12 protein-coding genes and 1 riboswitch are annotated in these 11398 nt (G+C 34.5%); of the genes, 2 read left to right on the top strand and 10 right to left on the bottom strand.

The window, feature by feature from the left end:
- Positions 1 to 277: 277 nt before the first annotated feature.
- A riboswitch (molybdenum cofactor riboswitch) is annotated at positions 278 to 399 on the top strand.
- Positions 396 to 1370: a GTP 3',8-cyclase MoaA gene (moaA, locus tag ACGH6S_RS01335; protein ID WP_411578232.1), complete on the top strand. Its 975-nt coding sequence runs from the start codon at positions 396 to 398 to the stop codon at positions 1368 to 1370. It overlaps the preceding riboswitch by 4 nt.
- Here moaA and gluQRS read toward each other — a convergent pair.
- From gluQRS to folK, 3 genes are all read right to left on the bottom strand, one after another.
- Complete coding sequence (gene gluQRS / locus ACGH6S_RS01340; protein WP_411578233.1) at positions 1350 to 2240, bottom strand: tRNA glutamyl-Q(34) synthetase GluQRS; 891 nt, start codon at positions 2238 to 2240, stop codon at positions 1350 to 1352. The two genes, moaA and gluQRS, sit on opposite strands and share 21 nt — an antisense overlap.
- A 33-nt stretch (positions 2241 to 2273) precedes the next feature.
- The gene (gene dksA / locus ACGH6S_RS01345; protein ID WP_034910366.1) at positions 2274 to 2729 is read right to left on the bottom strand and encodes an RNA polymerase-binding protein DksA; all 456 of its coding nucleotides are present in this window, start codon (positions 2727 to 2729) and stop codon (positions 2274 to 2276) included.
- Positions 2730 to 2864: 135 nt separating this feature from the next.
- Positions 2865 to 3350, bottom strand: a complete 486-nt coding sequence (folK, locus tag ACGH6S_RS01350; protein WP_065589653.1) for a 2-amino-4-hydroxy-6-hydroxymethyldihydropteridine diphosphokinase — start codon at positions 3348 to 3350, stop codon at positions 2865 to 2867.
- Between the two features lie 234 nt (positions 3351 to 3584).
- On the opposite strand from folK, the gene ACGH6S_RS01355 reads away from it, so the two are divergent.
- Positions 3585 to 4943 carry an MmgE/PrpD family protein gene (locus ACGH6S_RS01355; RefSeq protein ID WP_411578234.1) on the top strand — a complete coding sequence of 453 codons (1359 nt, stop codon included), beginning with the start codon at positions 3585 to 3587 and terminating at the stop codon, positions 4941 to 4943.
- A gap of 37 nt (positions 4944 to 4980) precedes the next feature.
- On the opposite strand, the gene ACGH6S_RS01360 is transcribed toward ACGH6S_RS01355, so the two are convergent.
- From ACGH6S_RS01360 to syd, 7 genes are all read right to left on the bottom strand, one after another.
- A complete protein-coding gene (locus ACGH6S_RS01360) occupies positions 4981 to 5733 on the bottom strand; it encodes an amino acid ABC transporter ATP-binding protein (protein ID WP_065568694.1) in 753 nt (250 codons plus the stop codon).
- A gap of 11 nt (positions 5734 to 5744) precedes the next feature.
- Positions 5745 to 6416 carry an amino acid ABC transporter permease gene (locus ACGH6S_RS01365; RefSeq protein WP_411578235.1) on the bottom strand — a complete coding sequence of 224 codons (672 nt, stop codon included), beginning with the start codon at positions 6414 to 6416 and terminating at the stop codon, positions 5745 to 5747.
- The gene (locus tag ACGH6S_RS01370) at positions 6413 to 7195 is read right to left on the bottom strand and encodes an amino acid ABC transporter substrate-binding protein (RefSeq protein WP_085163861.1); all 783 of its coding nucleotides are present in this window, start codon (positions 7193 to 7195) and stop codon (positions 6413 to 6415) included. The genes ACGH6S_RS01365 and ACGH6S_RS01370 overlap by 4 nt, the downstream gene beginning before the upstream one ends.
- Positions 7192 to 7716: a GNAT family N-acetyltransferase gene (locus ACGH6S_RS01375; protein WP_081296750.1), complete on the bottom strand. Its 525-nt coding sequence runs from the start codon at positions 7714 to 7716 to the stop codon at positions 7192 to 7194. Before ACGH6S_RS01375 ends, ACGH6S_RS01370 begins: the two co-directional genes overlap by 4 nt.
- Complete coding sequence (purB, locus tag ACGH6S_RS01380; protein WP_411578236.1) at positions 7713 to 9074, bottom strand: adenylosuccinate lyase; 1362 nt, start codon at positions 9072 to 9074, stop codon at positions 7713 to 7715. The genes ACGH6S_RS01375 and purB overlap by 4 nt, the downstream gene beginning before the upstream one ends.
- Before the next feature lie 291 nt (positions 9075 to 9365).
- Complete coding sequence (locus ACGH6S_RS01385) at positions 9366 to 10541, bottom strand: aromatic amino acid transaminase (RefSeq protein ID WP_174798857.1); 1176 nt, start codon at positions 10539 to 10541, stop codon at positions 9366 to 9368.
- A gap of 118 nt (positions 10542 to 10659) precedes the next feature.
- The gene (gene syd / locus ACGH6S_RS01390; protein WP_085163865.1) at positions 10660 to 11193 is read right to left on the bottom strand and encodes a SecY-interacting protein; all 534 of its coding nucleotides are present in this window, start codon (positions 11191 to 11193) and stop codon (positions 10660 to 10662) included.
- Positions 11194 to 11398 lie beyond the last annotated feature (205 nt).

An 11398-nucleotide genomic window follows, 5' to 3' on the forward strand; every position in this document is an offset into this window, starting at 1 on the left:
ATTTGTCATGGAACTTTTATTATTAGTGTTTATTTAAAATTGACTCACTTTATATAACTTATATTCCATTACATTATCTATTATGCTATAAATTTATACCTATTCCTCGGTTAATTATATATTGATTAGGATTATAAAATAATTAATTTAATTGAATAAGGTTAGCAGAAATTAACATAATGTAAATAAATTTTTTATAGATAAGTTTCTATTAATTGGAAAGAAGACGCGTTATAAAAATCACTTTGCTCATAGTCAAAAAATAAAGCCTATGCTAGACTGAATCAAACTCTGAAGCTTTTTTACCTAAGTGGCATTTTCATATGGTGGATTAGCCGCGGTATAACGCAGAAATGGTTATGCTTCCCGATTTGGATAAGGTGTTTAATGTATATATGCAATTAGTTGATAATTATCAGCGTCGATTTCAATATCTACGTTTGTCGATTACCGAGCTGTGTAATTTTCAGTGTCAGTACTGTTTACCAAGTGGTTATCAGCCTAACAAGGAACATAAATTTTTGTCGCTCAGTGAGATTAATCATGTTGTTGCAACATTTACTGAACTTGGTGTGCGTAAAATTCGGTTAACGGGTGGTGAGCCCACTTTGCGTCGCGATTTTATTGATATCTTATCGCTCATATCTTCCTATCCCAGCGTGAAAGAACTCGCTATTACGACCAATGGTTCGCGTTTATTAAAAAATATTCACCATTGGCATCAAGCTGGTTTAAATGCGATTAATATTAGTATTGATAGTTTTTCTCCCCATTTATTTAAATTAATTACTGGTCAAGATAAGCTTAAAGAATTACTGCAGTGTGTTGATAAATCGTTAGAAGTAGGTATAAAAAAAGTCAAAATTAACACTGTTTTGATGAAAAACATGAATGATAATTTAAATGATTATTTGTTATGGATTAAAAATATTCCAGTAGAGTTGCGTTTTATTGAACTTATGGAAACAGGTGAAAGCAATGATATATTTAATCGTTATCACTTGTCTGGTAGTTTTATTGAAAAACAACTAATTGCGCAGGGTTGGGAGTTACAACCCAAAAAACCATTATCAGGTCCTGCTAAGATTTATGTGCACAGCGACTATCAAGGAAAAATTGGTTTGATTATGCCCTATTCAAAAGATTTTTGTAAAAGCTGCAATCGATTACGTGTATCATCTATCGGTAAATTACATTACTGCCTATTTGGTGATGCGGCGGTTGATTTACGTGATTTGTTGGAAAGCTCAGAACAGAAACAACAATTAAAAGCAAGAATTCTTGCTTCATTAATGATTAAACCAGAAAAGCATTTGTTACATGATCATCGTGTAGGGCTCATCCCTAATTTATCTTATATCGGTGGATAATTGGCTGTTCTGTTTTGGGACATTGTCAATTTGCCAATGTTGTATAGCCCAATCTAGTAACTGTTTTTGAGTGGCGTCTTGCCAATCTTCTGGCACATATTGTCCTAGAAACTGTAAAGCCTGGACGGTTAACGCTTTAAAATTGTTTAAATCAATCGGGCTAGCATGATTTTGTTTTGATAGTTTATTGCCATTTTTATCTAATACTAGTGGTAAATGGCAGTAACTTGGCACAGAAAAACCAAGCAGTTGATATAGTGAGATTTGTTTTGCAGTAACAGGTAAAAGATCCGCGCCACGAACAATTTCGGTAATTCCTTGTTCATGATCGTCTAAAACTACCACTAAGTTATAGGCAAATAAGCTGTCTTTGCGGTGAATAATAAAATCTTCTTGCGCACTTGCTTTTTCAACTGTTTGTAAGCCAAGAATCTGATCTTTAAATTGAAAAATAGGATGATTTTGTTTTAAACGTATAGCAACTTGTTGCTTATTATTGATAGATAAATGTCGTTCACGACAAAAGTTATCGTAAATACCATTTGTTAGGTTTTGAATTCGTTGTCTAGTACAGTCACAATAATAGGCTTGTTGTTTATCTATTAGTGTTTTTAAAACAGTGCGGTAACGCTCACTGCAAGATGATTGATACAAGACTGTATCATCCCAATATAAATTAAGCGCTTCAAGCGTTTTTAATATAAGTGATGATGCCCCTTTGACTTCTCGTGGTGGGTCGATATCTTCGATACGGACAAGCCATTTACCACGACAAGATTTAGCTTGGAGATAACTACCAAGAGCCGTTACCAACGAACCAAAATGTAATGGCCCTGATGGTGAAGGGGCAAAACGACCGATATAATGCATAGGTCTGATTTGGAATGATAGATAAAACTGGGATCACATACCCATTTGTTTTTCGCGAAGTTCAGCAAGCGTTTTACAATCGATACATAAATCGGCCGTTGGTCTTGCTTCTAAACGGCGAATTCCAATTTCAACACCACAAGATTCACAATAACCAAAATCGTCTGATTCGATTTTCTTTAACGTTTTTTCAATTTTTTTGATGAGTCTTCTTTCTCTATCTCGAGCGCGTAATTCAAGGCTGAATTCTTCTTCTTGTGTTGCTCGGTCAGCCGGATCTGGAAAGTTCGCTGCTTCATCTTGCATATGTGTAACTGTTTTTCCCATTTCACCTTGTAGCTGTGTTAGCCAAGCTTCTAAAATAAGTTTGAAATGTTTCAATTGCTTAGGGTTCATGTACTCCTCGCCTTTTGCCTCTTTATAAGGCTCAAGCCCAGCAATTGAAAGCAGGCTAAGAGAAGATGTATTTACTTTTTGTTCCTTTTTCACTGCAATCCCCTTAAGTAAAGATTATTTGAAAGCGCTAAACTATAGCAATAATTCAGCCTTTGGCAAATTTTTTTTATCATTTTTATAATTAAAAAATAAAAAAATAGTACAACTATATGTTATTAATAAAGATAATTAATTATTCCACTTTTTTAATCCATTTTCAGGGCATTTAGCTACTAAATCGTACAATTTGTCGTTATCGGGGAAAATAAGTTCAGGACTGATATCAAATAGTGGATAGAGGACAAATTCTCTATTTTTCATATGATAATGAGGGATAGTAAGTCTTTCATTATTAATGACTAAGTCATCATAAAGTAAAATATCTAAATCTAGGGTTCTAGCACCCCAACGATTATCTTTGCGTACGCGTCCTTGTGCTTTTTCAATTGCTTGTAGTTCATCAAGCAATGCTATAGGTGATAAGCTTGTCGTCAGTTTAATTACTGCATTAAGATAATCATTTTGATCTTGTGGCCCTAAGGGCTTACTTCGGTAAAATGGTGAAATATCTACCACTTTTGTGCTAGGTAAACAGCGTAATGATTCAATAGCACGATTAGCTTGTGCAAGCGGATCTTCAAGGTTGCTCCCTAAAGCAACATAACAAATTGACATAATTAGACTTATTTTTTGTGATGTTAAATACAATTGATGGCAATATCTTAGCACATAAAACAATTGCCAAGAATGATTATATAAATAGATTCATGCTTATGACTTTGTGTTATAAAAATATAACCATATAATCTTTAACTTTTTATTTATTTTTCTCTATGTTACTTATGGTAAAGCAAATTATTTTATTAAATGGTTATTTTTATTAATTATTGTATTTATTGAGAATATAAAATGAATTTAGGTCAACAATTAAGTATTTTAATAAAAAATACTTCAATAATCAGTGATCCTCAAGTTATTGATTGTGCTATCAAGGGGATAACCGATTATTTTGCCTGTAGTTTACAAGCTTGTCAGGAAGATGATGTTCATAAATTACTAGCATGGATAGCAGATGAGGGTGGAAATACTAGAGCTTTGCTGATTGGTCAAAAAAAGTTAGCTACGGCAAGGCAAGCAGCACTTTTTAATGGCTTCCAAGCGCATTGTTTAGATTATGATGATGTACATTCAGATGTTAGAGGCCACCCCTCAGCCGTTATTTTATCCGCTCTTATTGCTAGTGTTCGATTAGATAGTATTGAACAAAAGGTTGATAGTCGACGTTTTTTAACGGCTTATGTTATTGGTATCGAAGTGATGGCTTTGTTGGGTAAAAGTGTTAATCCACAGCATTATGAAAAAGGTTGGCATGCAACTATTACTTTGGGTGGGATTGCTGCCACTGCTGCTATTTGTTACCTCTATGATGAACCTTTTTTATCACAGGCATTAACATTAGCAGCTACACAAGCATCAGGGATGCGTTTGTTAATGGGTACTCCGATCAAATTTTTACATGCAGGATTAGCAGCACAGCATGCTGTACAATCCGTTGAATGGTTAAGAGCTGGTATACATGCCGATCAGGATTTTTTAGATGATAAATTAGGTTTTTTGGCTATTTATGGGCAAGGTAATACACATTTTGATTTAAGTCATTGGGGTAAAACTTGGAAGATTGTGGATCCCGGATTATGGTTTAAAAATTATTCTTATTGTTCAGCTGCTGCTTATATTGCTGATGCAGGTCAATTACTTTACCAAAATCCTAGCTTTGAATTTGATAATATTAATAATATTGTTATTTATTTTGCACCGCCAAATAGTGATGCTGCACTGATATATAAAACCCCTTCATTGGCGCAGCAAGGACGTTTTTCGGCTGAATATGTTTTAGCATTAACTCTTTTAGGATTGCCACTTGGTTTTGAGCAGTTTTCATCACAACCTATTTCAAATGCAATAAAACAATTAATGCAGAAGATGAAACGAAGTTATCAAACGCATCTTACGCCACATCCAGAAGCTTATAATGGGCGTTATGTAATTATTGATATTTTTCTTAAAAATGGTAAAAAGATAAGTCAGCGTATTGATATTCCCAAAGGTTCTCCTAAAAACCCATATAGCCAAACTGAAATGTCGTTAAAATTGCATTCAGCGATTAAAGATCAAACTAAAGCAGAGCAATTATTAACAGACATTCATAAACTAGCAAAAGGTTTAGATATTCGTCAATTTCTATTATCTTATTTATTTACTCTTTAAATGTTAAATTATTATCATTAGTTAGTATAGTTTTTAACTAAATTTCAAAATCAATTTCGTCAGTTAGCTGGCGTAAAAATCGTTGCGTAATTTCATTTTGAGGATTATCGATGACTGATTTTGCTGGTCCCTCTTCGATAATCATTCCTTCAGCCATAAAGATAATTCGATCTGCAACGTACTTAGCAAACTCCATTTCATGCGTTACTATAATCATAGTAATATGTTCTTTTGCTAGCTGTAGCATGACTTGCAATACTTCGTGTACTCGCTCAGGATCGAGTGCAGAAGTCGGTTCATCAAATAATAATACATTTGGTTTAACAGCTAAAGCTCTTGCAATTGCAACACGTTGTTGTTGACCACCCGATAAAGTGATGGGATATTGTGTTGCGTATGGCAACATACCGACTCGTTCTAATAATGATAATCCTTGTTGTTTTGCTTTGGTTTTATCCATTTTTTGACCAACAATTAATGGATAAGTTATATTTTCTAATGCTGTTTTATTTTTAAATAAATTATAGTGTTGAAAAACCATAGCGGACTGTTTTCGTAAGTTGCTTTCTTCTTTAATACTATAATGCTTACTATTAAGTGATACAGTTCCTATTTTGATAGTGCCTGTATTTGGTTTTTCTAGTAAATTTAAACAACGTAACAGAGTTGATTTTCCTGAGCCTGATGGGCCAATAATGGCAACAACTTCACCTTGTTTTATATTTAAGTTGATGTCTTTTAATACTTCATTATTTGCAAAACGTTTAGATAAATGCGAAACAGAAATCATAACCTTACTCCTTAACGATGATAAGGTATACTGAGCTTTTGCTCTAATTGTTTTTGTATCCAAGAATAGGCAACAACAGTTAGCCAGTAAACAATACCTACAGCTAAATAGGTTTCGAAGTAGAGGAATGAGTTAGCAGTTAACATTTTCCCCGATGCTAATAGTTCTTGCACGCCAACAAAAAAGGCAACAGATGAATCTTTAAGTAATGAAATGAACATATTGCCGGCGTTTGGTAGAGCATTGACCATAGCTTGTGGTAGTATAATACCTTGATAAACTTGTATTTTACTTAAACCAACGGTTATTCCTGCCTCTTTCTGCCCCTGATCAACGGACTTTAAACTTGCTCGGAAAATTTCAGCTAAATAGGACGAATATTTTAAACTGAAGCAGATAATGGCTGCTGTTGTAGCGCCCATTTGTTTTAAAACAGGAAAAATTTGTGGTAATCCATAATAAATAATAAACAGTAAAACAACAGAAGGTATTCCTCGAAACAGTGAAATAAACAGTGCAAAAAACGAATCGATAATGATTATTTTATTGCTACGTAATAGTGCAATCGCAAGTCCAAATATAATGGCAAACATAATCGATATGATGGTAATAAAAAGTGTAACAGGCAGATAAGGTAATATCTGCGGAAATACACTTAAAAAATAGTTTACATTAAAATTCATAGGGTAATATCTTCACCAAAATATTTAATTGCAAGGTTTTTCAATGTGCCATTGGTGCGTAACTTTTCGATGGCTTGATTGAATTTTTCACGTAGTGCTTGGCCTTTTTCATCTTTACTAAATGGAAAAGCAACGTGCTCAATAGTAATTGGCTCACCCACTAATTTAAACGGTAGGTTTTTACGCTTAATTTCAGCCAGTAATATTGGCTTAGAATTGACATAACCATCAACTCGTCGATACTCCGTGTCATACATTGCACCATCTCGTGTTTCATAGGTCTTGATTGTTATTTCGTTGTTAGGAAAGGCTTTTTTTAGATTGTTTATATGATTTGAGCCTAGCACACCGGCAATGGTTTTACCTTTAAAATCAGATAATTGCTTAATATCGTTGTTATCTTTGTGGGTAACAACTTGGCTACCGTAAAGGCTATAGGTATTGGAAAAATCATATTTGGCTTGACGAGCATCTGTAACCGCAACTGCATTGGCAATAGTATCTAAACGCCCTGAATCAAATTGCCCCATTAAGCCACCAAATTCAGCAATGATCCATTCGACTTTATAGCCTAATTCGTTAGCAATTGCTTCAGTAACTTCAACATCAAATCCGACTAAATTGCCATCTTGTTTATAACCGTTTGGATAGCTTTGTCCTGTGGAGCCCACTTTAATGACATTTTGCTCTGTTACTTGGTGATTGGATTTATTATCACAACCAATTAAGGCTAGGCTAGTTAATAAAAGAGCGGACAGTAACTTGCTTATTTTTTTCATTGTTTATTACTCCTTTTTTTCCATTCGGTATAGTTTTTATGATTTAAGATTTTTTCAAAATAAAGTGTGGTATGATCGAGTGTTAAATTAGCTTGCCCTATTTTTTTATAGCCTCTATTAATATAAGTTTGGGCAAGCCATGGATGATTTGCAGCAGTGCCTAACGTGACAGCAGGTAATTTTAGTTGGTTAATTAGAATTTGCTGTTCAACAAAATCCCATAATGCATTACCATAACCTTTGCCTTTATATTGTGGCGCTGTTGCAAACCAACCTAAATGCGGTAACCCATAAGGTCCTGGGTTATTACCCCATGGAAAGCGAATACTTAAGGTTGATAGTAGATCACCTTCTTTTTCAAATAGATACACGGCATTGGAATTAATATGGTCAGCAATTTGCGATTGCGTGACTGTTGCTGCGACAAAATGGATGCCTAATTGAGTGGTGGATTGATAAGCATTATGCAATAGCGCCTGATAAGCAGGAATGTCTTTATGAGTGATTAAGCGAAAGCTCATGCTAATACTCCACACTGTTCAGCATATTGAATAACTTGTGCTACTTTTTCAGGTGCAGAGCCAATATAGCTAATTGGATCTAACCAAGCATCAAGTTCGGATTCGGTGAATTCTTTATTTAAACGTGGATCTTCTAATAATATATCTTTAAATGGTCGATTTTGTTCAAATGCTTTCATGGCGCTTTGGTAAACTAAATTATGTGCAGTTTGTTTGCCTAATCGTTTGCCGATTTCAAACATCACTTTTTCAGATAGTAGTAAACCATTTTGTAGTGATAAATTGATCAACATTTTTTCTGCATTGATTTTAAGTCCTTTAAGTACGGCAAGGGCTGTCTGTAATTGTGCTGAAATATAAAGGTTAATTTCTGGTAGTGCGATCCATTCGGCTCGCCAACTCATGGCATCGCGTTCATGTTCAACTTTCATTGATTCGTGAATTAATGCGACACTTTTTAAAAGTGGAGCTGTCAAACTGGCTAAACCTTCTAATGCCGCTGGGTTGCGTTTATGCGGCATGGTAGTTGAACCTATTTTTCCTTCCGAGAACGGTTCTTCAACTTCGTTAATTTCGGTACGCATTAAGTTGTAAAATTCATTGCCCATTTTACCTAATGTGCCACTAATTAGCGCAATGACTGATGCATATTCAGAAAAACGGTCACGAGCTGCTTGCCAACCGATATTAGGGGTATTTAGTCCCAGTATTGTTAAAGCACGCGTTTCAACTTGTGGTCCTAACTTGCCCATTGAGGCATAAGTACAAATTGCACCACTAATATTACCGACTAATACTCGCTGTTTGATTTCACTTAAACGTTGTAAGTGCCGAATAAATTCATCTAACCATACGGCAAGTTTAAAACCAAAGGTTGTAGGGAGTGCTTGCATGCCATGGGTTCGTCCAACCATGGGTAAATACTGATACTTTTTAGCTAAACGTTTTAGTTCTAGTGACACTAGTTTGCTATCGCGTTCAATTACAGTAAAAGATTGTTTTAATTGTAAAACAGTTGCAGTATCGACGATATCTTGTGTAGTTGCGCCGTAATGAATATATTGACCCGCATCACCGACTTGTTTTTGCAGTGCATTAATTGTTGACATTAACGAATGTTTGGCTTTAGCTGCTTCTTCGGCAATTTGTTCAATTGATAATTTAGATGCATCGGCTTTGGATATGATTGAATTGGCTGCTTCAATTGGAATAACGCCTAACTCGCCTTCCGCTTTAGCTAAAGCAACTTCGACATCGACCTGTTTTTGCAAGCGATTTGTCTCTGACCAAATTGCTCTCATTTCGTTAGTACCAAAGTTATTGCCCAAAATTAAAAAATCTAAAATATGTGACACCACCAAACTATCCTCAATAATTGTTACTATCTTACTTAATAATTATTAGTAATTATTGCAGTATCGTCTAATAATCTGTTTTTCTATTGATATAACCAAATGGAATAAAATACTAATGAGAAGGGGGGAGGTGTAAGTAATCATTAGGATAATTTTTGATTAATAAGGATATGTATGCCAAAGCTAAACCTGTTTTTTATAGTAAAAAACATATTAATTTAAAGGGGGGGAAGTAAATAGAAACACCCTTTATTTGAGCGCTTCTATTGTTATGACTGTTTATTATTAAAATTTCTATAGTACTTCAACAATTGATTCGCAAAGTCTGGACATGTTATCTAATGTCATACCAGCCACGTTGATACGTCCTGAGTTTACGATGTAGATGCCATAATCATTACGCAATTTTAGCACTTGTTCTTCGTTCAAGCCACTGAACGAAAACATGCCATTTTGTTTGGCAATAAAACTAAAATCTTGATTTGCACCTTTGTCTTGTAAGGTTTTTACAAATAGTTGTCGCATGCGGTGAATACGTTGACGCATACTTGTTAATTCATCGATCCACTCTTCTTTTAATTCTTCATTGTTTAATATATAAGAGACGATTTTAGCACCATGGGCAGGAGGGTTTGAGTAATTAGCTCGAATAATTGTTTTGACTTGACTAAAGGCTCGATCGGCAATTTCAGCATTTGCCGCAATTAATGTAAATGCTCCCACTCGTTCGTTATATAAACCGAAATTTTTAGAGTATGAACTTGCAATAAGTAGTTCTGGATGATTATTGGCAAATAACCGTAACCCATAAACGTCTTCTTCTATACCTTGTCCAAAGCCTTGATAAGCTAAATCAAACAGCGGTAACCAACCATTTTTTAAGGCAAGATCCGATATAGCTTGCCATTGTTCTGGGGTTGGATCGATACCCGTTGGGTTATGACAGCATCCATGGAATAATACCGCTTCGCCAGCGGTAACTTGGTTTAAGCTACTCATCATGGCATCAAAATCAAGAGTGTGCGTTTGTGCACTGTAATAATGGTATTCGCGTACTTCAAGGCCTGCCATTTGGAATACACTACGATGATTTGGCCAAGTTGGATTACTAACCCAAACTCGTTTTATTTTGGTTCGACGAGCTAAAAAGTCTGCCATAATGCGTAAAGCCCCTGTTCCTCCAGGTGCTTGTGCAGTTTTTGCTCGTTCATTTTCACTACCAAAAAGCAAAGTTTGCGTTGCAATATTGAAGGATTTGAGGCCGTCAATAGGAAAGTAACTTTTTGTGGTTTCGTCATTTAGTAACAAATGCCCTGCTTTTCTGACACTTTCTAAAATAGGGGTTTTGGTCGTTTCATCTTTATAAATACCGACACTTAAATTAATTTTATTGGTGCGTTCATCTTTATTATAAAGGTCTGCTAGCCCTAAAATGGGATCGGCTGGTGCTGCTGTCAAATTTTCAAACATAATCCACCTATTTAATTGATTATTATTACTGCATTATATACACATTATTTTGTAAGTTACAATTTCAAATAGGTATACGATAAAATAGATTTTTGTAAAATTTTTAACGTTCTTATAGTTACTGAAAAACTGTAAGTTGATTAAAAAATGAAATCAAATCATTAGTTAATGTCGTTAGTTCTCCTGTAATTAAGTCCTCTTTTACTATTTCGCCCGTTAAATTGTTTAATGAAATTATTTTTGTGCTGTCATCTGTCGTAGCTATAAAAATGGTTGCTGTTCGTTTTAATCTTTTTTGTTGGGATAAATGAGCTATTAAATTTTGTTCTAAAGTTGAAAAGTCATCATCGTTCCATGCTTGAATTAAGGTTAAATGTGTGTCGGTAAATTTAGCCGTCATATTGCCAGCATATTGTGTACCATAAAAAATGTGAGCAGAGGGATGTAAAATGATACCAATAACTTGTTCAACAATCGAGAGATCTCTTGGTGGTTCTAATAAAAATGGTTGCCAAAATACCGTGAGATGGTCAGTTTTTAAAATACAAGGCGAGGGGATGGCATGTAGTTCTTCGCTTTGTGGTGCGTATTTGAATTGCTCAATCCAACGAGTAGTAAAATTAAGTAAGGCAGTTTTATTGGCAGAGTTCATAAACAGATATATCTCATATTTAAATTATAATGTCATTTTATTGTAATTATACTGATTAGGATTCGTTATGCATAATTGCATCGGTGTTTTATTTTTAGTTAATGGGATAATTAGTAAGAAAAAATTTTGTAAAAAAGTTTCAGGTAACTATGTGTTTCAGTAAAAAATTTAAGCAAATTAAATAAGTTATTTATTGTGTGATTAA

The organism is Gilliamella sp. BG3, from assembly GCF_046635605.1.
Classification (GTDB): domain Bacteria; phylum Pseudomonadota; class Gammaproteobacteria; order Enterobacterales; family Orbaceae; genus Gilliamella; species Gilliamella bombi.